This is a genomic window from Brevundimonas sp. SL161, from assembly GCF_049896985.1.
Taxonomy (GTDB): domain Bacteria; phylum Pseudomonadota; class Alphaproteobacteria; order Caulobacterales; family Caulobacteraceae; genus Brevundimonas.
Genome location: NZ_JAFCVJ010000001.1, coordinates 203,270 through 223,463, shown reverse-complemented (window position 1 = coordinate 223,463; position 20,194 = coordinate 203,270). Strand labels below are relative to the sequence as shown.

The 20,194-nt window shown below is 67.6% G+C and carries 23 protein-coding genes; 15 read left to right on the top strand and 8 right to left on the bottom strand.

The genetic code is table 11. The features are described 5' to 3' along the window. Nucleotides 1–26 precede the first annotated feature (26 nt). The 6 genes from gatC (at nt 27) to ACP7AU_RS01065 (ending at nt 5,145) form a co-directional block, all read left to right on the top strand. Nucleotides 27–314, top strand: a complete 288-nt coding sequence (gene gatC / locus ACP7AU_RS01090; protein WP_426035336.1) for an Asp-tRNA(Asn)/Glu-tRNA(Gln) amidotransferase subunit GatC — start codon at nt 27–29, stop codon at nt 312–314. Next, nucleotides 315–1,793, top strand: a complete 1,479-nt coding sequence (gene gatA, locus ACP7AU_RS01085) for an Asp-tRNA(Asn)/Glu-tRNA(Gln) amidotransferase subunit GatA (RefSeq protein ID WP_426035334.1) — start codon at nt 315–317, stop codon at nt 1,791–1,793. A gap of 252 nt (nt 1,794–2,045) precedes the next feature. Further along, complete coding sequence (locus ACP7AU_RS01080) at nt 2,046–3,233, top strand: thiolase family protein (RefSeq protein ID WP_426036053.1); 1,188 nt, start codon at nt 2,046–2,048, stop codon at nt 3,231–3,233. After that, nucleotides 3,233–4,207: an alpha/beta hydrolase gene (locus ACP7AU_RS01075; protein WP_426050244.1), complete on the top strand. Its 975-nt coding sequence runs from the start codon at nt 3,233–3,235 to the stop codon at nt 4,205–4,207. The genes ACP7AU_RS01080 and ACP7AU_RS01075 overlap by 1 nt, the downstream gene beginning before the upstream one ends. Before the next feature lie 195 nt (nt 4,208–4,402). After that, complete coding sequence (locus tag ACP7AU_RS01070) at nt 4,403–4,744, top strand: VOC family protein (protein ID WP_426035330.1); 342 nt, start codon at nt 4,403–4,405, stop codon at nt 4,742–4,744. Beyond that, nucleotides 4,741–5,145 (top strand): YkgJ family cysteine cluster protein, encoded by a 405-nt coding sequence (locus tag ACP7AU_RS01065; protein WP_426035329.1) that lies wholly within the window; start codon nt 4,741–4,743, stop codon nt 5,143–5,145. The genes ACP7AU_RS01070 and ACP7AU_RS01065 overlap by 4 nt, the downstream gene beginning before the upstream one ends. 131 nt (nt 5,146–5,276) lie before the next feature. On the opposite strand, the gene ACP7AU_RS01060 is transcribed toward ACP7AU_RS01065, so the two are convergent. Then, nucleotides 5,277–5,678: a hypothetical protein gene (locus ACP7AU_RS01060; RefSeq protein WP_426050243.1), complete on the bottom strand. Its 402-nt coding sequence runs from the start codon at nt 5,676–5,678 to the stop codon at nt 5,277–5,279. On the opposite strand from ACP7AU_RS01060, the gene ACP7AU_RS01055 reads away from it, so the two are divergent. Then, complete coding sequence (locus ACP7AU_RS01055; protein WP_426050242.1) at nt 5,671–6,273, top strand: hypothetical protein; 603 nt, start codon at nt 5,671–5,673, stop codon at nt 6,271–6,273. The genes ACP7AU_RS01060 and ACP7AU_RS01055 overlap by 8 nt on opposite strands. A gap of 108 nt (nt 6,274–6,381) precedes the next feature. Here the strand turns inward: ACP7AU_RS01055 and cydB are convergent, their stop codons facing one another. The 4 genes from cydB to thiE form a co-directional block, all read right to left on the bottom strand. Further along, nucleotides 6,382–7,419, bottom strand: coding sequence for a cytochrome d ubiquinol oxidase subunit II (gene cydB, locus ACP7AU_RS01050; RefSeq protein ID WP_426035323.1), 1,038 nt, complete (start codon nt 7,417–7,419; stop codon nt 6,382–6,384). Then, on the bottom strand, nt 7,416–8,861 hold the full coding sequence (locus ACP7AU_RS01045) for a cytochrome ubiquinol oxidase subunit I (protein WP_426050241.1): 1,446 nt from the start codon (nt 8,859–8,861) through the stop codon (nt 7,416–7,418). Before ACP7AU_RS01045 ends, cydB begins: the two co-directional genes overlap by 4 nt. 120 nt (nt 8,862–8,981) lie before the next feature. Next, nucleotides 8,982–10,652 carry an ATP-binding protein gene (locus ACP7AU_RS01040; protein WP_426050240.1) on the bottom strand — a complete coding sequence of 557 codons (1,671 nt, stop codon included), beginning with the start codon at nt 10,650–10,652 and terminating at the stop codon, nt 8,982–8,984. Between the two features lie 84 nt (nt 10,653–10,736). Continuing rightward, nucleotides 10,737–11,375, bottom strand: coding sequence for a thiamine phosphate synthase (gene thiE / locus ACP7AU_RS01035; RefSeq protein WP_426050239.1), 639 nt, complete (start codon nt 11,373–11,375; stop codon nt 10,737–10,739). A gap of 131 nt (nt 11,376–11,506) precedes the next feature. Here thiE and ACP7AU_RS01030 point away from each other — a divergent pair, with 131 nt between their 5' ends. Next, nucleotides 11,507–11,692: a (2Fe-2S)-binding protein gene (locus ACP7AU_RS01030; protein ID WP_426035317.1), complete on the top strand. Its 186-nt coding sequence runs from the start codon at nt 11,507–11,509 to the stop codon at nt 11,690–11,692. Between the two features lie 145 nt (nt 11,693–11,837). Continuing rightward, entirely contained in the window at nt 11,838–12,338 is a 501-nt protein-coding gene (gene bfr / locus ACP7AU_RS01025) for a bacterioferritin (protein WP_426035315.1), read from the top strand. 137 nt (nt 12,339–12,475) lie between these two features. Here bfr and ACP7AU_RS01020 read toward each other — a convergent pair whose 3' ends face one another. Further along, nucleotides 12,476–13,201 carry an ABC transporter permease gene (locus ACP7AU_RS01020; protein WP_426050238.1) on the bottom strand — a complete coding sequence of 242 codons (726 nt, stop codon included), beginning with the start codon at nt 13,199–13,201 and terminating at the stop codon, nt 12,476–12,478. After that, complete coding sequence (locus ACP7AU_RS01015; protein WP_426050419.1) at nt 13,201–14,145, bottom strand: ABC transporter ATP-binding protein; 945 nt, start codon at nt 14,143–14,145, stop codon at nt 13,201–13,203. The genes ACP7AU_RS01020 and ACP7AU_RS01015 overlap by 1 nt, the downstream gene beginning before the upstream one ends. Before the next feature lie 70 nt (nt 14,146–14,215). Between ACP7AU_RS01015 and ACP7AU_RS01010 the strand changes: the two genes are divergently transcribed. The 6 genes from ACP7AU_RS01010 (at nt 14,216) to ACP7AU_RS00985 (ending at nt 18,237) form a co-directional block, all read left to right on the top strand. Further along, entirely contained in the window at nt 14,216–14,740 is a 525-nt protein-coding gene (locus ACP7AU_RS01010; RefSeq protein WP_426035311.1) for a DUF2975 domain-containing protein, read from the top strand. Continuing rightward, on the top strand, nt 14,740–14,982 hold the full coding sequence (locus tag ACP7AU_RS01005; protein ID WP_426035309.1) for a helix-turn-helix domain-containing protein: 243 nt from the start codon (nt 14,740–14,742) through the stop codon (nt 14,980–14,982). The genes ACP7AU_RS01010 and ACP7AU_RS01005 overlap by 1 nt, the downstream gene beginning before the upstream one ends. 63 nt (nt 14,983–15,045) lie before the next feature. Further along, nucleotides 15,046–15,603: a tryptophan-rich sensory protein gene (locus tag ACP7AU_RS01000; protein ID WP_426050237.1), complete on the top strand. Its 558-nt coding sequence runs from the start codon at nt 15,046–15,048 to the stop codon at nt 15,601–15,603. Nucleotides 15,604–15,686: 83 nt separating this feature from the next. Further along, nucleotides 15,687–16,256: an elongation factor P gene (gene efp, locus ACP7AU_RS00995; RefSeq protein ID WP_426035305.1), complete on the top strand. Its 570-nt coding sequence runs from the start codon at nt 15,687–15,689 to the stop codon at nt 16,254–16,256. A gap of 121 nt (nt 16,257–16,377) precedes the next feature. Then, a complete protein-coding gene (locus ACP7AU_RS00990) occupies nt 16,378–17,184 on the top strand; it encodes an inositol monophosphatase family protein (protein WP_425987344.1) in 807 nt (268 codons plus the stop codon). 42 nt (nt 17,185–17,226) lie between these two features. Beyond that, nucleotides 17,227–18,237 (top strand): glycerophosphodiester phosphodiesterase, encoded by a 1,011-nt coding sequence (locus ACP7AU_RS00985; protein ID WP_426050236.1) that lies wholly within the window; start codon nt 17,227–17,229, stop codon nt 18,235–18,237. Here ACP7AU_RS00985 and ACP7AU_RS00980 read toward each other — a convergent pair. Beyond that, nucleotides 18,234–20,090, bottom strand: a complete 1,857-nt coding sequence (locus ACP7AU_RS00980; protein WP_426050235.1) for an ABC transporter transmembrane domain-containing protein — start codon at nt 20,088–20,090, stop codon at nt 18,234–18,236. The two genes, ACP7AU_RS00985 and ACP7AU_RS00980, sit on opposite strands and share 4 nt — an antisense overlap. Between the last annotated feature and the right edge of the window lie 104 nt (nt 20,091–20,194).

Below are 20,194 nucleotides of genomic sequence, written 5' to 3'. Positions count from 1 at the left end.
TTGCACTGAGACTATCGGAGGGCCGGATGGCCATCGACGCAGAGACGGTGAGGAAGGTCGCGCACCTCGCCCGCATCAAGACCCCCGACGACCGGCTGGAGCCACTGGCCGGCGAGCTGAACGGCATCATGGCCTGGATCGACCAGCTCAACGAGGTCGACGTGGTCGGCGTGGAGCCGATGACCTCGAACGTCGCCCAGCCGCTGCGCCTGCGTGACGACGTCGTCACCGACGGCGCCAGGGTCGGGGCGGTCCTGTCCAATGCGCCCAAGTCCGCCGACGGCTTCTACGTCGTGCCCAAGGTGGTCGAGTAGATGTCTGACCTTACGAAACTGACCCTCAAGGCCGCCGTCGACGGCCTCAAGGCCAGGGCCTTCTCGTCCGAGGAGATCACCCGCGCCTTCATCTCGAACATCGAGGCCGCCAACCCGACCCTGAACGCCTTTGTCGTGGTCACCGCCGACAAGGCGATCGACATGGCGAAAGCTTCCGACGCTCGCATCGCGGCCGGAACCGCCGGCGCCCTGGAAGGCGCGCCGCTGGGGATCAAGGACCTGTTCTGCACCGAGGGCGTCCAGACGACCGCAGGCTCCAACATGCTGCGCGGCTTCGTCCCGCCTTATGAGTCCACCGTCACCGGCAACCTGTGGCGCGACGGGGCGGTCATGCTGGGCAAGCTCAACATGGACGAGTTCGCCATGGGCTCGTCGAACGAGACCTCGGCCTTCGGTCCGGTCGTGAATCCATGGAAGTCAAAGAGTTCAAACGCTGACTTAACTCCGGGCGGCAGCTCTGGCGGGTCGGCCTCGGCCGTCGCCGCCGACCTCTGCCTGGCCGCCACAGCGTCCGACACCGGCGGTTCGATCCGCCAGCCTGCCGCCTTCACCGGCACGGTCGGGATCAAGCCCACCTATGGCCGCGCCAGCCGGTTCGGCATGGTGGCCTTCGCCTCGTCGCTGGATCAGGCGGGGCCGATCACGAAGACGGTCGAGGACGCCGCCCTGATGCTGCAGTCGATGTGCAGCTTCGACGTCAAGGATTCGACCAGCCTCGACATCCCGACGCCCGACTGGTCCGCCTCGGTCGGCAAGTCGGTCAAGGGGCTGCGCATCGGCGTGCCGCGCGAATACGTCGTGGACGGCATGCCCGCCGAGATCCAGGCCCTATGGGACCAGGGCGTGGCCTGGCTGGGCGACGCGGGCTGCGAGATCGTCGACATCTCCCTGCCGCACACCAAATACGCCCTGCCGACCTACTATATCGTCGCCCCTGCCGAGGCCTCCTCGAACCTGGCCCGCTATGACGGCATGCGCTTCGGCCATCGGGCGTCGAACACAAGCTCCCTGACCGACCTGTACGAGACCAGCCGCGCCGAGGGCTTCGGCGCCGAGGTCAAGCGCCGTCTGGTCATCGGGGCCTATGTGCTGTCGGCCGGGTTCTACGACGCCTACTACGTCCGCGCCCTGAAGGTCCGCCGCCGCATCGCCGAGGATTTCGACAAGGTCTGGGGCCAGGTCGACGCCATCCTGACGCCATCGACGCCGTCGGCCGCCTTCGCCATCGGCGACAAGCAGATCGACCCGGTGACGATGTATCTGAACGACGTCTTCACGGTGACGGCGAACCTCGCCGGCCTGCCGGGGATTTCGGTGCCGGCGGGCGTGGATGCCAACGGCCTGCCGCTGGGTTTGCAGGTGATCGGCAAGGCGCTGGATGAGGCGACCGTGCTTCAGGTCGGCGCCGCGCTGGAACAGGCGGCGGGCGGCGTGGGTCGGGCGGAGCGCTGGTGGTGATCTCTTCCCTCTCCCCTTGCGGGAGAGCGAGCCCGCGCACGGCGGCGTAGCCGTCGTCCTTGCACGGTCGGGTGAGTGGTTGCACCGGCAGCTGGAATGGCCGGATCGAGCGCTGACCGTCGACGTCAGCGTGACCCCTCATCCGACCTTGCTTCGCTCGGCCACCTTCTCCCGCAAGGGGAGAAGGGATTTCCCCTCCCCTCGCAATCCCCCTCGGTGAACGCTACATCCGCTCCACGTCATTGTGAGAGCCTGTCCATGTCCGATCCCGTCGTCATCGTCGCCTTCGCCCGCACGCCCATCGGCGGCTTCCAGGGGGCGTTCAACGGCGTGAAGGCGACCGAGCTGGGCGCCACGGCGGTCAGGGCGGCGGTCGAGCGGGCGGGGGTCGATCCGGCAAAGATCGAGCAGATCTATATGGGTTGCGTCCTGCCCGCCGGCCTCGGCCAGGCCCCTGCGCGCCAGGCCGCCATCGGCGCCGGCCTCGGCCAGCACGTCGAGGCGACGACCGTGAACAAGATGTGCGGCTCGGGCCTGCAGGCGGTGATGATGGCCTCGGACAGCCTCGCGGCAGGCAGCGCCGACATCATCATGGCGGGCGGGATGGAGTCGATGACCGGCGCCCCCTACCTGATGAACAAGCATCGCGGCGGTGCCCGCATCGGCCACGATGTGATCGTCGACAGCATGTACATGGACGGGCTGGAGGACGCCTATACGCCCGGCAAGCTGATGGGGAATTTCGCCGAGGACTCGGCCCGGACCTATCAGTTCACACGCGAGCAGCAGGACGCCTATGCCCTGGAGAGCCTCAGCCGCGCGCTGAAGGCCATCGAGACCGGGGCCTTCAAGGCCGAGATCACCCCGGTCGAGGTCACGGGTCGCAAGGGGACCGTGACGGTCACCGAGGACGAACAGCCCGGCAAGGCCATGCCCGAGAAGATCCCGACCCTGAAGCCCGCGTTCTCGAAGGACGGCACCATCACCGCCGCCAACGCCTCGTCGATCAGTGACGGCGCCGCCGCCCTGGTCATGACGCGCGAGAGCGTGGCCAAGGCGATGAACCTGCCCATCTTGGCCCGCATCGTCTCCCATGCCGCCCACGCCCACGAGCCAGGCCTGTTCACCACCGCCCCGGTCCCGGCCATGCAGAAGGCGCTGAAAAAGGCCGGCTGGTCGGTCGAGGACGTCGACCTGTGGGAGATCAACGAGGCCTTCGCCGTCGTCCCCATGATCGCCATGCAGGAGATGGGCATTGAGCACAGCAAGCTGAACGTGAACGGCGGCGCCACGGCCCTGGGCCACCCCATCGGCGCCTCGGGCGCGCGCGTCCTGACCACCCTGATCTCGGCGCTGCAGAACCGGGGCAAGTCGAAGGGCGTGGCGTCCCTGTGCATCGGGGGCGGCGAGGCCGTGGCTGTTGCGGTCGAGCTGGCCTGATGATCGATCTCAGCCGCCGTTCCCTCCTCGGCGCGGCGGCTGTCACCGCAGCAGCGGCGGGCGCCGCCCGGGCGCAGACCATCGCCCCGGCCGATCCCACTGAAGTCGTCCATCTGTGGCCAAACGGCGCGCCAGGCGGTGAGACTGTCACCGTCACGCCGATCGTGCCGGAGCGCTCGACCGACCCGGCCTTCCACGACCGCTTCGCCCAGTACACCACCGACCCGATCCTGACCGTCATGCGGCCGGAGCGACCGAACGGCGCCGCCCTGCTGCTGATCCCCGGCGGCGGCTATCGCTGGGCGGTGGTGGACAAGGAGGGGATGGACTGCGCCCGCGTGTTCGCGGCGGCCGGGATCACCTGTTTCGTCCTGCGCTATCGTCTGCCCGCCGACGGCTGGGCCGCTGGACCGAACGCGCCGTTGCAGGACGCCCAGCGGGCCTTGCGCCTGATCCGCGCCGATGCCGCCGTCTATGGCGTCGATCCGTCCCGCATCGCCAGTCTGGGCGCCTCCGCAGGCGGTCACCTTGCCGGCCTGCTCGCTGCCCGTCATGACGCGAGCTACGCGGCGATCGATGCTGCGGACCATGTCTCGCATCGCCCCGACCTGAACATCCTGCTCTATCCGGTCGCGACCATGGCTAATCCATTCGTTCATGCCGGATCGCGTGAACACCTGCTGGGCCTGTCGCCAACGCAGGAACAGATTGCACAGTGGTCACTGGACAGGCTGGACTGGACCGGTGTCGGTCCCACCGTCCTGATCCACGCCCTCGATGACGCCAGCGTGCCGCCGGAAAACAGCCTTCAGCTCCTGACCGCGCTCCGTGCCGCCCATGTCGTCAGTGAGGCCCATCTATTCCAGGAAGGCGGCCACGGCTTCGGCATCCGCCTGATCGCCGGCAAGCCCGCCGCCGTCTGGCCCGCGCTTGTCACGGCATTCGGCCGCAGGAACGGCTGGCTCAGCGCGTAAATACGCGGACGACAGGTTTTCGAGGCGTCGGCGCGGGCTGTGGCCTCGCCTCCCGCATCAGGCGGATCAAGGCGTCCGGGCCTGTCGACAGAACGATCACCGGGCGTCTCCTCGTTGCGAACCGTTCGCAAGATTGCTTGGGCTTTCGCGCCGTGGCAAGCCGGTTTCCGGCGGTTTTTTCATCGGATCATGACAATGCGAAGCGACGGAAAACTCGACTATCTGGAACTGCCCTCGACCGGGCTGCCTGAGACCAAGACCTTCTATGAGGCGGCATTCGGCTGGACCTTCCAGGACTACGGCCCGACCTACGCCGCGTTCGACCAGGGTCTGGACGGCGGCTTCGACGCCGACGCGGACCGGCCGAAAGCGCCCCTTCCCGTCCTCTATGCCGCCGACCTCCCGGCCATGTTGGCCAGGGTCGTGGAGGCGGGCGGGACGATCCTGAAACCCATCTTCGACTTCCCCGGCGGCCAGCGCTTCCACTTCCGCGACCCGTCCGGCAACGAGCTGGCGGTCTGGTCCGAGGGCGGATGAAGACCTGCGGCGACTGCGGTCTATGTTGCAAGATCATGGGCGTCACCGCCCTTGAGAAGCCGGCAGGCCGCTGGTGCCGCCATTTCGGCAAGACGACCGGCTGCGCCATCTACGACGACAGGCCGAACGACTGCCGGGTGTTCAACTGCCTCTGGCTGCTGACCGAGGCGCTGGACGACAGCTGGAAGCCGACGACCTCGGGCTTCGTCCTGCACTCGGAACTGGGCGGGGGGCGGCTGATCGTCGAATGCGACGCCGCCCGCCCCCATGACTGGCGGCGCGAGCCCTATCAGACACAGCTACGTCGCTGGGCCGCCGCCGAGGGTCAGGAAGTGCTGATATTCGCCGGCAAACGCGGCGTACGGCTCGGCGTCACGGACACGCCCGTCAGACGCGCCTAGAGCAGGATCGGCTGAGGAGGAATCGCTTCGCGATTCCGCTGATGCCGTGAATCCTGCTCCAGATATCAGCGAGGGCCTGATTCACGCTTTCGACAGAAGCGCGAAGCGCTTCCGTCTCAAACGATCAGGCCCTAGCGGACGTCCACCGACTGACCGATCCGCTCCGCCAAGGTTCGGTCAGCGCCGTCCACGCTGGTAATCCAGACGTGGACCTCCCGCGGCGCAGACGTGCGGGTGAACAGATGCTCCAGCGCCACGCGCCGCCCGTCCTCAGTCGCCACGACCGAGGCGCGAGCTCCGGCCTCGACCATCTCGCCGCTGTAGATCGGGAACTGCGACGCCGGTCCGGCATAGACCATGACCAGCGGCTGCTGCCCGCGCCGGATAGTCCAGATGTTGAAGTTCGGCCCGGGCCGACCGGTCGTGATCGTGAAGCCTGCCGGCAGGTCGATGGTGAACGGCAGGGCGCGGATGGCCGGCGCGTCCAGCACCGTCATCGGCGGCGGAGGCGGCTCGGCGGGGGCCGTGACCACCGGGGCCGGGGCCGGGACAGTCGCCGCCGGAGGGGTCGGTCGGGGCGCCGGACTGGTGACGGGCGTCGTGGCCGTGGTCGGAGCGGCTGGGGTGGTCCGAGGCGCAGCAGTGGTCGGAGCGGGCGTGGTAGCGCGCGGAGCGACGGCGCGCGGCGTGGGAGCTATGGGTCGGGGCGTCATGACCGGCGCCGTCGCAGTCGGCGCACGAGCAGGCGCGGCAGTCGTCGGCGCGGGTGTTGCGGGTGTCGCCAGAGGCTGGGTCCGGGGCGGATTGGCCACCCCCGGCGGGGTGATCGGCGCAGCCCTCGGCGGCGCGGTCACGGGCGCCGAGGGAATCGGCGCCACCCGTCCGGGCGGCGGGAGGCTTAAGATGGGCGGCGGCAGGGTCGTCGCGGGGGTTGGCGATACGGTCGCCGGGCGCGGAGCCGGCATGGCTGCGGCGGGAGGCGCCGCGTTCAGGCTGCGGGTCAGGGCGCTGCCGGTGGAGGGCGCGGCCTGGGTCTGGGCGATCAGGAGGACGGTGAGGACGAGGATATGCGACATGGCCGCGACCATCGCCTCTCAGCCCATGAACGGCAAGCTTCTCAGCGCATAGGCGACGACGGCGACCGTGGCCGACCCGGAGAGGCAGAGGCCCGCGAACCAGGCCAGCTTCTTCCACAGCGGGCCGACGTCTTCGCCGGCCTCGGGTGGGGGAACGGGCTCAATGATGATAACCAGCCTCCTCGTCGATCTTGCCGCGGAACACCCAGTAGACCCACGCCGTGTAGGCCAGGATCAGCGGCAGGATCGCCGCGGTCCCCACCAGCATCAGCCCCAGCGCATTGTCGGGCGCCGCCGCCTGCCGGAAGTTCAGGGCGTAGGGCACGATATAGGGGGCGAACCCGACCGCCAGCCCGAGATAGCCGGACAGGAAGACGAGGATCGCTCCGACGAACGGCCAGCGATGCGACCCCTTGCGGCTCATCACGAACACGATGCCCAGACCGATCAGGCCGAGCAGCGGGATCGGCAAGAGCGGCAAGAGCTTCGCCAGCTCCAGCGCGAACCCGTCGTGCAGATCGAAGCCCCAACGCTCTGCGACCCGCGGATGGATCAGCAGGGTCGCCACGCTGACCGCCGCCAGCAACCCGGTCACGATCAGGGCCGAAATGCCGGTCCAGCGCTTCGCATCGCCGTGCAGATTGTCCTTGGTCTTCATCATCAGCCAGGCCCCGCCCAGCAGGGCGTAACCGGCCACCAGCCCCGCCGCAACCAGCAGGGTGTAGGGCGTCAGCCAGTCGAACTGGCCGCCGGCGAACCGGTCGTCGCGCACCGTCACCCCCTGGATGAATCCGCCCAGCACCAGACCCTGGGCCACTGCGGTCAGGATCGACCCGCCGGAGAACATCTGGGTCCAGAATTTGCGGCCCTTGTTGCGCGCCCGGAAGCGGAACTCGAACGCCACGCCTCTCAGGATCAGCCCCGCCAGCATCAGCAGGATCGGCAGATACAGCGCCGGCATCAGCACCGAATAGGCCAGGGGGAAGGCCGCCAGCAGCCCCCCTCCTCCCAGCACCAGCCAGGTCTCGTTGCCGTCCCAGACCGGGGCGATGGTGTTCATCATCACGTCCCGCTCGCCCGGGGACTTCGCGAATGGGAACAGGATGCCGATCCCCAGGTCGAAGCCGTCAAGCGTCACGTACAGCAGGACGGAGACGGCGATCAGGCCAGCCCAGATCAGTTGCAGGTCGAGGTTCATTTCGGGTCTCCCGGCACGCCGTCGGGTCGGCCCGGGGTCGTGTCCTCGGGCGCCTTGGCGAGTGGCGTGCCCGGCGATCTCTGCCCGCGCGGCGACGGCTCCGTGACGGCGGCGACCGGCCCTTCGGCCATCAGCCTCAGGATGAAGATGGCCCCTGCGGTGAAAACAACAGAGTAGACCAGGACATAGGCGATCAGCGAGGTGGCCACCTGACTGGTCACCACCGGCGAGACGGCGTCGCGCGTCTTCAGCACGCCATAGACGACCCAGGGCTGGCGTCCGACCTCGGTGACCATCCAGCCGGCCAGGACGGCGATGAAGCCGGCCGGCCCCATCAGGACGGCGAAACGCAGGAACAGCGGGCTGTTGAAGATTTTCTTGCGCCAGATCAGCACCGCGCCCCAGGCGCCGAGCCCGATCATCAGCAGGCCCAGTCCGACCATGATCCGGAAGCCGAAGAAGGGGATGAAGGGCGGCGGCTGATCCTCGCGCGCCCAGCTGTCCAGCCCCTTGATCACCTCGTCCTTCGGCACGCCCTGAATCAGGTTGCCGACGCCCGGGATGGAGACCTCGAAATGGTTCTTCTGCGCGTCACGGTCGGGAATGCCGAACAGGTGCAACGGCTGGTCGGCCCGGGTCTCCCAGTATCCCTCGATGGCGGCCGTCTTGGACGGCTGGTATTTGTGCGCGACCTCGCCCGAGGCGTGGCCGACCACGAGTTGCAGCGGGGCCAGAACGGCGATCAGCCCCACCGCCATGACCAGGGAGATGCAGCTTTCGCTCCAGCCCTCGGTCTTCACGCCCGCGGCGCGGTCCTTGAGCAGCCGATAGGCCGAGACGCCGCCGACCACCAGTCCCGTCGTCAGGAAGGCGGCCAGCAGCATGTGCGCCAGTCGCGTCGGGAAGCTGGGGTTGAAGATGACCTGCATATAATCGGTCGCCTCGAACCGGCCGTCGGCCATGATCTGGAACCCCTGAGGCGTCTGCATCCAGCTGTTGGCCGACAGGATCCAGAAGGCCGAAATCGTGGTCCCGACGGCCACAAGAACGGTGGAGGCGAAGTGCAGCTTCGGCCCCACCTTCTTCCAGCCGAACAGCATGACGCCGAGGAAGGACGCTTCGAGGAAGAAGGCCGTCAGCACTTCGTAGGCCAGCAGTGGCCCGATCACCCCGCCGGTCAGGCGAATGAATTCACTCCAGTTGGTGCCGAACTGGTAGCTCAGCACCACGCCTGACACGACGCCCATGCCGAAGCTGAGCGCGAAGATCTTGACCCAGAACAGATAGAGGAACTTGAAGGCCTCGCGCTTGGTCCACAGCCACAGCCCTTCCAGCACCGCCAGATAGGCCGCCAGCCCGATGGTGAAGGCCGGGAACAGGATGTGAAAGGCGATGGTGAAGGCGAACTGAAGGCGTGACAGCAGTAGGGCGTCGAGGTCCACGGTGTGTTCCTGGTGACAATGCGATGGCGGCGGATTGCGCCCTCTCATCGGCGGTGTCCACCAGCGCGAACGGCGCGCGACAGTCGGTCGCGTTATTTCATCAAGCAGTGAATACTGACGTCAGGCGGCGGGCAGTTCGATCCAGAAAGTGGCGCCCTCGCCCGCAACGGACACGACGCCGATCGACCCGCCCTGCAGCTCGACCAGCCGCTTGGCCAGGGCCAGGCCGATGCCGTGCCCCTCGATCGCCGATCGCTCGAGACCCAGTCGGTTGAACGGTTCGAACAACTGGGCCTGTTTATCGGGCGACAGGCCTGGGCCCTTGTCGCTGACCTCGATGCGGACGCCGTCATAGACCCGCTTTGCCAGGAAGAGGACCTCGCCTCCCGCCGCGCCGTATTTCACGGCATTGGTCGCCAGATTGTCGATCACCTGGGCCAGGCGCTGGGAATCGGCCAGGGCCACGAGCCCGTCGCCCTCGCAGCTGACCTTCAGGGACAGCATCCGGGCTTCCGGGCGCATCGCCGTGGCGCGTCGAACGTCTTCCAGGATGCCGGGGATGTCGGTCGGGCGCATCTCGACCTTGACGGCCCCGGACTCGGCGCGGGCGACGTCGAGCAGGTCGTGCGACAGGGCCTCGACCTGGCGGGCCGTCTTGACCAGCATGGCGGCCATCTCGGCCTCGGTCTCGGTGATGGGGCCGAGTTGCCCGGTCGACCACAGGTCGCCGATGCCGATGATGCCGCCGATGGGGCTCTTGATTTCGTGGGCCACATTGGCGAGCAGGCGCGACTTGGCTGCCGAAGCCTTCTCGGCGCGAAGCTGCCCCGCCTTGGCACGCGCCGACAGACGGTCCCGTTCCTCCAGCAGGGAGGCGACCAGCAGGATCGGCAGATAGCCGAACAGGAGCGTCAGTTGCAGCAGGACGGCGCGTTCGGACAGATCGCCGATCACCAGGTGCCAGGGCCCGGCGCCCATCATCAGTGAGCCCAGAGAAAGCACGGAGATGACAACCAGGGCGGCGGTTACCCCTATGACCCTCAGGCGGGCCGCAATGACGATGAGCACGGGCACCATGACAAAGCCCAGCGGCATGTCGAGCACGAAATAGACGGTCACGCAGATGACGATCAGCAGGCCGAATGTCAGCACCGTCTCGGCCGCGCGCCACGGGTTGAACATCGCCCGGACGGCCCGCATGTCGAGGGCCAGGATGAATGATCCGATCACCGCCAGGCCCAGGGCATGGCCGAACCACCAGGTCTGGAAGGTCGGCACAAACGGCGTCCCCCGGGTCAGCAACAGGAAAGTCCCGGCGGCCAGTCCGGCGACGGCGGGCGCGACCCCCGCGGTGCAGAGGATGAACCGGCACGCGCCTGCCACTGTGGCCAGGTTAAGGGTGGGAGCGAACCGCCGGGCCAGCCACACGGCCAGCACGATCTCCAGCATGTTGAGCGCCGTAAACCCGACGGACAGGATCGGGCCGTTGCCAGCAAGGAACTCACCGGCGAGGACCCCGAAGGCGATCAGCCCGCCGAAGGCCAGATCGTAGCCGAACCCACGGCCGCTTCTCAGCCAGACGGCGACGGCCAGGCCGTTGGCCGCCCAGAGCGCCGCGATCATGTCGGCCGTGCGGGCCGTGGAGATCGCCGCAAAGACCAGGACGGCGACACCCAGAACCGTCAGCATCGGCGCCAGGGGCTGGGCGAACAGCCCGGCAGCCGTGGACGTGCGCCCCGGACGCGCGGCTGCGGCGATAGGCTCCAAGGCGTCCGTATCGGTCGCGGTCATCGCGCGGCTTTGAAGCATACAGTATAACTCTGGGTGGGCAGACGAGGCCCAACCTTAACCAGAGCTTCCTAATATCCCCTGAAGTTAGACGCTTTCCGACAGAAGCTGCGAAAACCGGCGCACCGCCTCGGCGGCCCCCTCGGGATGCGCCCATACGCCGGCGCTGACTGCCAGGAAGTCGGCGCCTGTCGCGATCAGGGGCGCGGCGTTTTCGATCGTGATGCCGCCGATCGCCACCGACGGGATTTCCATCGTCTCCTGCCAAATGGTCAGGATTTCGGGTTCCGGACGATGCACGGTGTCTTTGGTCGAGGTGGGATAGAAGGCGCCGAAGGCGACGTAGTCGGCCCCCTGCTCCGCCGCCTCCATGCCCAGATGGCGGCTGTCGTGGCAGGTCGCGCCGATCATCGCCGACTTGCCCATGATACGCCTCGCCGAGGCGACTGAGGCGTCGCCTTGCCCCACATGGACGCCGTCGCAGCCCAGCGCCGACGCCAGGTCCGGCCGGTCGTTCAGGATCACGGCCACGCCCCGACTCTGCGCGACAGGCGCGAGTCGGCGCACCGCCGCGGTGATCGCTTCGTCGCTCGCCGGCTTGATGCGTATCTGCAGGGCGGCGACCGGTCCCGCATCCAGGGCCGCCTCCAGCCGGGCGGCGAAGGCCTCCAGGTCGTCGATGACGGGCGGGGTGATCAGATAGAGCTGGCAGGCGGGCGCGGACATGGGCCGCAGGTGCGACGCCCGGAGCCTGTCGTCAACCACCCCTCCGGCCGATGTCTTTGCGAACGCGTTGCAATCGCCCGAAGACCTGCTATAGCGAACCAATCGCAACTGACGCTTCGGGGCGGCCCACCTTGTACGTGTGTAACTGTAACGGTCTGAGACGACGCGATGTGGCGCGCGCGATCGAGGCGGGTGCGACCCGCCCGCGCGAGGTTTTCCAGCGCAATCAATGCGCAGCGCAGTGCGCCAAATGCGTTTGCGAAATGCGCCAGATGATCTCGGAGACCCGCGAATCCTGGGCCCTCGCAGCCGAGTAGGTTCGTAGTCCTGCGGACCAAAATCATTCGCAATATCAATGTGCCGATAAGCATTCGCAACTGAACACAGGCGATTGCCCTGTGCTATGCCACCCGACATGAACGGCTCCGAAAGGGCCGCCCGCAGAGCAAGGACGAGACGGCCATGAAGGGCGATCCCGCGATCATCCGCACCCTCAACGCGGTGCTGACCAACGAGCTGACGGCGGTCAACCAGTACTTCCTGCACGCCCGCATGTTCGAGAGCTGGGGGCTGAAGCACCTCGGCCAGATCATCTATGACGAGTCGATCGGCGAGATGAAGCACGCCGACAAGCTGGTCAAACGCATCCTCTTCCTCGACGGTCTGCCCAACCTGCAGGACCTGCACAAGCTCAAGATCGGCGAGACGGCGGTCGAATGCCTCGGCGCCGATCTGCAACTCGAACTCGGCGGTCGCGACACCGTGGTCGCCGGCGTGGCCCAGGCCGAGGCCGCATCCGACTTCGTCAGCCGCCAGATCCTGATGGAGATCCTGTCCGACACCGAGGAGCACATCGACTTCCTCGAGGCCCAGTTCAAGCTGATCGAACAGCTGGGCGAGCAGAACTACCTGCAGTCGGCCATGACCGAGATCGCCCCGGACAAGTCCGCCACCGGCAACTGACCCTAGAGCCTGATCGACTGAGGAGGGATCGCTTTGCGATCCCTCTGATGCCGTGAATCAGGCTCCAGATTTGAGCGAGAGCCTGATTCTCGCTTCATGTCGGAACCGCGAGCGGTTCCTCCAGAAACGATCAGGCTCTACAGCACCTCGCGGCGGCTCAGATGAGCAGCCGCGAGGGCCAGGACGACAAGCCCCAAGCCACAGCCGAGCCCCAGAGCCGTGTTCACGCGCCAGGCTTCGCCGGCCAGCATGTTGACCGGCATCTGCCAGGGGAAAAACACTCCCTGCTTCGCCGACGTCGCCACGACCGAGAAGAAGGTCCCGCCGATCCCGACTACCAGGGCGGGCACGAAGCTGGCGAAGCGCAAGGCGATCCACAACTGGATGGCGACCATCAGAGTGGCCGCGAGGAAGACCTTGCTCATGGTCGCGGCGTAGAGCCCGACGTCCAGTAACCCGGTCGGGCTGAGCTCCGGCTTGATCGCCACCGCCAGCATCACCGCGCCCCAAGTCATGACGAGGGTCAGGACGCTCATGATCGCGACCACGGCCAGGACCATCACCGCCTTGGCCGCATAGAGGTGCCAGCGCGGCAGGGGCAGGCTGCGCAGATGGTCCCACGACTTCGGGCCGTGCTCCATATGGGCGACGAGGGCCGTCAGGGCCGTCACGCTCATCGGCAGCATGAAGTAGGCCCAGATGCCGATCGAACTGAGCATCCACATCTCCCAGGGCTGGGCCGCTTTCCCGCGCAGCAGCATGAAGAAAGCGAAGACGGCGATCAGCGAAGGGGCGGCGACCGCAAGGACGGAGGCCAGCGACCGGTTCAGCTTGCGGATTTCGACGGACAGGACGGCGAGCATCAGACGGTCTCCATTTGGCGTGCGGCCGCAGCGCGCGGCGCGGTGACGTTGCGATAGATGCCCTCCACCGAGGGGGTGCGCGGGCCGATGGCGAAGACCCTGACCCCCGCATGGACCAGGTCGCTGTTCACGGCCGCTGTCGCCGCGTCATGGTCCGCCCCGGGCCTCAGCCGCGCGACCAGACCGGCCGCGTCCGACGTCAGGGTCAGGTCGTGGCCCTTCAGCACCCGCCTTGCCCGGTCCGGATCGTCGACGCGCAGGCCGATCTCCGGCGCGAGGCCCGCCTTCAGCGCCGCGAGTTCGCCCTCCAGCACCAGCCGCCCGTCGTGGACGATTCCGATATGGGTCGCTGTCTGCTCGATCTCACCCAGCAGATGGCTGGACAAAAGCACTGTGGCCCCCGTGCGATCCGGCAGGCTCCTGAGGAAGCGTCGCATGTCGGCGATACCGTCGGGATCAAGCCCGTTCGTCGGCTCGTCGAGAATCAGCACCGGCGGCGCGCCGAGCATGGCCCGCGCGAGACCGAGTCTCTGGCGCATGCCCAGCAAACAGTCCGCGACCCGCCGGCGCCCGTTGTCGGTCATGTCGACGACCTCCAGCACCCGGTCGATCTCGGTCGCCGGCAGGGCGAACAGCACGCGTGTCAGGTCCAGATTCTCCCGTCCCGTGAGGTTGCCGTAGAAGCCGTGGGCCTCCAGCAGCGCCCCGATTTTCCGCGCCGCACCGATCCGGTCCCGGCCCACGTCAACCCCGCAGATCCGCACCGATCCGGCGGTCGGCTTCAGCAGACCCAGCAGCATCTTCAGCGTCGTGGTCTTGCCCGCCCCGTTACGGCCCAGGAAGCCATAGACGGCCCGTTCCGGCACGGTCAGCGACACCGCATCGACCGCCCGATGCTTGCCGAACCGCCGTGTCAGCCCCTCGGTCTCGATCGCCGCCACCATCCGTCCGTCCCCGTTCCGTTTAAGTCCCATATAAAGTCGCGAAGGTCGCGCCTTTAAGTCAAGATTAAAGATGAGACAGGAATTCTTCGACGCCATGACCACCCACGACCTCACCCGTTTCCGCCGGATGTGCGGCCAGTTCCGCTGGCTCGCCATCTTTATGGTGTGCAGCGTGGGCGCGATCCTCGCCCTCATCCACGTCGTGGAGCCGGCCATTTTGACGGCCCGCGGCGACACCCGGATCGACCCTGCCATCTGGCTGGAAAAGGCCATCTGGGCGACGCCCACGCTGTTCTATCTCTTTGCCGTCTGGTCGATCGGATCGGCCCTGGGCCAGGTCGCCAAAGGCCGTCTCATCCAGCCGATTCTGGGCAGAGCGTTGCGACACGTCGGAATCGCCCTGGGACTCGGCGGTCTGCTGAGCGTTTTTGGCATCACCAACATCTCGCGCCTGATCGGCGGCGAGCAGGGCAGTTTCGCCTATTTCGATGTCGCCGGCATGACCCTGGGCATGATCGGCGGGGCATTGTTCCTGCTGGGCCGCGTCGTCGACCAGGCCGACCGCATCCAGTCCGAGTTGGACGAGATGATCTGATGCCGGTCCGCGTCACCCTGGACCGGCTGATCGTTGCGCGCGGGATCAAGGCCCGCGACCTGGCGGCAGAGGTGGGTCTCAGCGAGACCCAGCTATCCCTGTTCCGCTCCGGCAAGGTGAAGGGCATCCGCTTCTCGACCCTGGCCCGCATCTGCGCCGCCCTGAACTGTCGGCCCGGCGACCTGCTGGACTACGACCACGACCCGGCCGACCTGGCGCGCGCCGACGACAACGGCATCTGAGCGGGAATCGCCCGGAACCGCATGGGCCGCCGACCATTCCTCCTCCGCTGGAGGAACGAGGCCATGACCGACATCGACGAGACCATCGACGACGTGCGCGAGGCCGCCGCCGACTTCCTCAATGCAGATGGACGCAGCGCCGGCCACGTCGCCCTCGGCATCGCGGCGACCGTCGGTTTCGCCTTGCTGGCCACGGCGCTCGCGAGCGGCGCGATCAAGCCGCCCCGGCGCACGGCGGCCCAACGGCGTGACGGCGACGCCCCCGTGGCCGAGCGCCCTCGCGGCGCCTTCAGCCTGATCCTGCCCGCCGTCTTCTCGGCGACCACCCTGTCCGCGGTGCGGGTCTGGAATGCTCCGTCGAACGGCACCCGGACCAGCGCCATGGTCTTGTGGGCCGGGGCCCAGACGATCAACGCCCTGTGGATCGCCCTTCGACCGGCCAGCCGGGGCATGCAGATCGCTGCGGCCATGACCTCCGCCGGCCTTGCCGCCGCCTTCGCCCACGAGGCCCGCAAGCTGGACCCGACGGCCGGAAAGCTGGCCAACCCCACCGCGCGCGGCGTCGGCTTCGTCAACGCCATGGGCCGCAAGGCCGAGGCCCGGCAGGCGACCATGCACTGACCTTGCCCTGACGACCCGCCTCCTATAGGGATCGCGCCCGATTTCGCGCAGCTGCTGGCAGCGCCTCAACCCCAGTGATTCCCATGGCGAAAATCAACGGCAACACCATCAAGCCGGGCATGGTCCTGCAACACAACAACGGCCTGTGGGTCGTCACCAAGGCCAGCCACGTCAAGCCTGGCAAGGGCGGCGCCTTCGCCAACGTCGAGGCCAAGAACCTCGAGACCGGCAACAAGCTGAACGAACGCTTCCGCTCGGAAGACAAGGTCGAGCGCGTCACGCTCGAGCAGAAAGGCTTCTCCTTCCTGTACGAACAGGGCGACGCCCTCGTCTTCATGGACGACGCGACCTACGAACAGATCGAACTGCAGAAGACCTGGGTCGGCGAGGATTCGATCCCCTACCTCCAGGACGGCATGAAGGTCGTCATCGAGATGCACGACGACCGTCCGATCGGTCTCAACCTGCCGGATCAGGTGACGGTGACCGTCGCCGAAACCGAGCCGACCGTGAAGGGCCAGACCGCCTCGTCGTCCTACAAGCCCGCCATGGCCGACAACGGCGTGCGCATCATGATCCCGCCCTATATGTCGGCCGGCGAGCGCATCATCGTCGACACCACGACCGGCGAATACGTCCGCCGCGCCGAATAGGCCGACGCACCACCGACGACCGGAGGCGCATGTCGCGCCCCTGTGAACTTCTCCGTCTGTCCGGGCGCCACTCCATCGAGGGTGGGGGCCTTTTCAGGACAGGCGGACCAGGAGATTCTCCATGGCCCTCGCCTCCGCCCTCGTTTCCGTCATCATCGACGCCGTTCGCAAGACGGCCCGGCCCATGCTTCGCGACTTCGGCGAGGTCGCCCAGCTGCAGGTCTCGCGCAAGGGGCCCGGCGACTTCGTCACCGCCGCCGACATCAAGGCCGAGGATACCCTCTACGAACTGCTGATGAAGGCCCGCCCCGGCTACGGCTTCCTGGGCGAGGAGCGCGGCATGATCGAGGGCACCGACAAGTCCCACACCTGGGTGGTCGATCCAATCGACGGCACGACCAACTTCATGCACGCCATGCCCCACTTCGCCATCACCGTGGGCCTGCAGCGCTATGCGCCGGACGGGTCGTCGGAGATCGTCGCCGGCGTCACCTACAACCCGATCATGAACGAGCTGTTCTGGGCCGAGAAGGGCAAGGGCTGCTATCTGAACGACCAGCGCATCCGTGTCTCCGGCCGTCGCGACCTGTCTGAATCGCTGATCGCCACCGGTCTGCCCTTCATCGGCAAGACCGGCCACGCCCAGTCGATCAAGGACATCCACGCCGTCGGCCAGCGCGTCGCCGGCATCCGTCGTCTGGGTTCTGCGGCTCTGGACTTCGCCTGGGTCGCCTGCGGTCGCTTCGACGCCTACTACGAGCGCAATCTGAAGCCCTGGGACGTGGCGGCCGGCATCCTGTTCGTCACCGAGGCCGGCGGCCAGGTCACCACCATCGACAACGACGGCGATCCCAAGACCGGCGTGTCCATCCTGGCGTCCAACCCGGAACTGCACCCCCGGCTGCGCAAGGTGCTTCAGGCCTCCTAGGAGGGTCACAGGGGCGTCACGCCCCTCCCCTACCGCTGGCGAATGATCCGGTTCATCCTCGCCGCCCTGCTCCTCGCCAGCCCGGTCGCCGCCCAGACAATGCCCCACCCCCTCGTCATCGCCCACCGCGGCGCCTCCGGCGAGCGACCCGAGCACACGGCTGCCGCCTATGAACGGGCCATCGAACAGGGCGCCGACTTGGTCGAGCCCGATCTGGTCATGTCGAAGGACGGCCAGCTGGTCGTCCGGCACGAGAACGAGATCGGCGGCACGACGAACGTCGCAGACCATCCCGAATTCGCCCTACGACGCACGACAAAGATCATCGACGGAGTCTGCACCAGGGGCTGGTTCACCGAGGACTTCACCATCGCCGAGCTCCGCACGCTGCGCGCCCGCGAGCGGTTGCCGGCCCTGCGTCCGGGCAACACGGCCTGGACCGACGAGACGATCCTGACCTTCCAGGAGGTCATCGACATCGCCCGCGCCGCCTCGGCCCGCACCGGCCGCGTCATCGGCGTCGCGCCGGAGCTGAAACACCCGAGCTATTTCGAGAAGGCGGGCCTGCCGATGGAGCCCGCCTTCGTCGAGGCCCTGCGCGCCAACGATCTGACGAGCGCCGACAGCGCGATCATGATCCAGTGTTTCGAGATCGACTGCCTGCGCTCCCTGAACCAGCAGACCGATGCGCCGCTGCTCCAGCTGATGTCGCCGTCCGGCGGCCCCGCCGATCACCCCGAGATGACCTACGCCGCAATGGCGACGCCGGAGGGCCTGGCCGAGATCGCGACCTATGCCGACGCCATCGGGGTCGAGACCGCCCTGATCATTCCCCGCACGCCCGCCGGCGCCCCTGGTGTTCCAACGACATTGGTTGAGGATGCCCACTCCGCCGATCTGAAAGTCGTGGTCTGGACCTTCCGCGCGGAGGACATCTTTGTCCCCACCGACTATCGCGGCGACCTGCCCGGCTGGATCAGGCGCTTCTACGATCTCGGCGTGGACGCGGTCTTCAGCGACTTTCCGGGCGTGGCTGTGCAGGCACGAGACTAGCCCTCCCGGAACTGCAACTCCGCCAGACGCGCATAGAGCCCGCCCTTGGCCACCAGTTCGTGATGCGTGCCTTCCTCGACCGCGACGCCGTCCTCCATCACCACGATCCGGTCGGCGCGCAGCACGGTAGCGAGCCGGTGGGCGATCACCAGCGTCGTGCGCCCCTCCATCGCCAGATCCAGCGCCGCCTGCACCAGCCGCTCGTTCTCGGCGTCCAGCGCGCTGGTCGCCTCGTCCAGCAGCAGGATCGGTGCGTCGCGGACGAGGGCCCGTGCGATCGCCAGCCGCTGGCGCTGTCCGCCGGACAGGCTCTTGCCGCGCTCGCCCAGCGGCGTCGCGAAACCCTCCGGCAGGGCGTCGATGAAGGTCAGGGCCTGCGCCTCCTCCGCCGCCTTGCGGACCTCGTCTTCGGAAGCCTGCTCGCGACCGAAGCGGATGTTCTCCAGCGCCGAGCCCGAGAACAGCGGCGCCTCCTGCGACACCCAGGCGAACCGCCCGCGCACCTCGGCCGGATCAGCGGACCGGACATCGACGCCGTCCACGCTGACCGCGCCTTCCTGTGGGTCGTAGAAGCGCAGCAGCAGGCGGAATACCGTCGACTTGCCCGCCCCGGACGGCCCAACCAGGGCCACGGTCTCGCCGGGCCGCACCGTCAGGTCGAAGCCCTTCAACGCCGGCAGGTCGGGCCGTCCCGGATAGGCGAACCGCACCCCCGCCATAGCCACACGCCCTTCAGGCGGGCTCGGCAGGGCGACGGGTTGCTCCGGCGCGGCGATCGACGCCTGGGCCTTCATCAGTTCGTCGATCCGCTGCATGGCGCCCGAAGCCTTCTGCACATCGCCCCAGCTCTCGCCCAGCGCGCCCACCGCCCCGGCCGTGAACACCGACAGCAGCACGAACTGCAGCAGGGCGCCGGGCGTCATCGCGCCCCGAATCACGTCCTGGGCCCCGAGCCACAGCACCAGGGTGACGCCGCCGAAGATCACCACAATGACCACCGCCGTCATCCAGGCCCGCGCGCGCATTCGGATGATGGAGACGCCGAACGCCTCTTCCACCACCCCGCCGAACCGCTCCACCGCGCTGCGGACGCGACCGAAGGCCTGCACTGTCTCGATGGCGTCCACGCTCTCGCCGGCGAAGCCCACAGCATTGGCGAACCGGTCCTGGGACTTCACGGTCAGCTTCCTCACCGACCGCCCGAACAGGAAGATCGGCGCCAACAGCAGGGGCGCGGTCATCAGGACCAGTCCCGTCAGCTTCGGGCTGACGATGAACAGCAGGATGACACCGCCGATCAGGGTCAGGAAATTCCTCAGGGCGAAGGACACCGAGGTCGTAAGCAGGGTCTCGACCAGGGCGATGTCCGTGGTCAGGCGCGACAGCACCTCTCCGGTCCGCATCCGCGCGAAGAAGGACGGATCCAGCGTCAGGATACGGTCGAACAGGGCCTTTCGCAGGTCGGCGATCATCCGTTCGCCGGTCTTGGTCACGTAAAAATACCGGACTGCCGTCGCGACCCCCAGAATCACCGCGTTCAGCCCAAGGATCAGGAACCAGCGATTGATGTCCGCGCCGCCATTCTCGAACCCGTGGTCGATGGCGCCCCGCGCCGTCGCCGTCAGGCCCAGGGACGCCGATGTGGATCCCAGCAGCCAGAAGCCCGCGATCACGGCGTCCAGCCGGTGCTGCATGAGATAGGGCCACAGCCGCAGCAGGGGCCGCACATCCTTGCGCTTCTCGCGCCGCGCCCCCGCCTCGCCCATCTGTTCGACAAGCACGGCCCCGGCGCCGGGGCGTCCCACCGCCTCCGTGCTGGAATAGGCGTCCTGGGTCGGCGAGGGGGTGCTCATGCGCGGGTCTTGCCCCGGAACGCCCTGCGGTGTAAACGCCGCCGCTCATTCCCGCCGGACTCTGGCGGGTTTTCTCATTTTTCACGCACCGACGGTCGGCATCG

Excerpts from the sequence above, each read along its gene's own strand:
- gatC (WP_426035336.1), top strand. The coding sequence starts at position 27 with ATGGCCATCGACGCAGAGACGGTGAGGAAGGTCGCGCACCTCGCCCGC.
- gatA (WP_426035334.1), top strand. The coding sequence starts at position 315 with ATGTCTGACCTTACGAAACTGACCCTCAAGGCCGCCGTCGACGGCCTC.
- ACP7AU_RS01075 (WP_426050244.1), top strand. The coding sequence starts at position 3,233 with ATGATCGATCTCAGCCGCCGTTCCCTCCTCGGCGCGGCGGCTGTCACC.
- ACP7AU_RS01070 (WP_426035330.1), top strand. The coding sequence starts at position 4,403 with ATGCGAAGCGACGGAAAACTCGACTATCTGGAACTGCCCTCGACCGGG.
- ACP7AU_RS01065 (WP_426035329.1), top strand. The coding sequence starts at position 4,741 with ATGAAGACCTGCGGCGACTGCGGTCTATGTTGCAAGATCATGGGCGTC.
- cydB (WP_426035323.1), bottom strand. The coding sequence starts at position 7,419 with ATGAACCTCGACCTGCAACTGATCTGGGCTGGCCTGATCGCCGTCTCC.
- ACP7AU_RS01040 (WP_426050240.1), bottom strand. The coding sequence starts at position 10,652 with ATGACCGCGACCGATACGGACGCCTTGGAGCCTATCGCCGCAGCCGCG.
- thiE (WP_426050239.1), bottom strand. The coding sequence starts at position 11,375 with ATGTCCGCGCCCGCCTGCCAGCTCTATCTGATCACCCCGCCCGTCATC.
- bfr (WP_426035315.1), top strand. The coding sequence starts at position 11,838 with ATGAAGGGCGATCCCGCGATCATCCGCACCCTCAACGCGGTGCTGACC.
- ACP7AU_RS01020 (WP_426050238.1), bottom strand. The coding sequence starts at position 13,201 with ATGCTCGCCGTCCTGTCCGTCGAAATCCGCAAGCTGAACCGGTCGCTG.
- ACP7AU_RS01015 (WP_426050419.1), bottom strand. The coding sequence starts at position 14,145 with ATGGTGGCGGCGATCGAGACCGAGGGGCTGACACGGCGGTTCGGCAAG.
- ACP7AU_RS01010 (WP_426035311.1), top strand. The coding sequence starts at position 14,216 with ATGAGACAGGAATTCTTCGACGCCATGACCACCCACGACCTCACCCGT.
- ACP7AU_RS01005 (WP_426035309.1), top strand. The coding sequence starts at position 14,740 with ATGCCGGTCCGCGTCACCCTGGACCGGCTGATCGTTGCGCGCGGGATC.
- ACP7AU_RS01000 (WP_426050237.1), top strand. The coding sequence starts at position 15,046 with ATGACCGACATCGACGAGACCATCGACGACGTGCGCGAGGCCGCCGCC.
- efp (WP_426035305.1), top strand. The coding sequence starts at position 15,687 with ATGGCGAAAATCAACGGCAACACCATCAAGCCGGGCATGGTCCTGCAA.
- ACP7AU_RS00990 (WP_425987344.1), top strand. The coding sequence starts at position 16,378 with ATGGCCCTCGCCTCCGCCCTCGTTTCCGTCATCATCGACGCCGTTCGC.
- ACP7AU_RS00985 (WP_426050236.1), top strand. The coding sequence starts at position 17,227 with ATGATCCGGTTCATCCTCGCCGCCCTGCTCCTCGCCAGCCCGGTCGCC.
- ACP7AU_RS00980 (WP_426050235.1), bottom strand. The coding sequence starts at position 20,090 with ATGAGCACCCCCTCGCCGACCCAGGACGCCTATTCCAGCACGGAGGCG.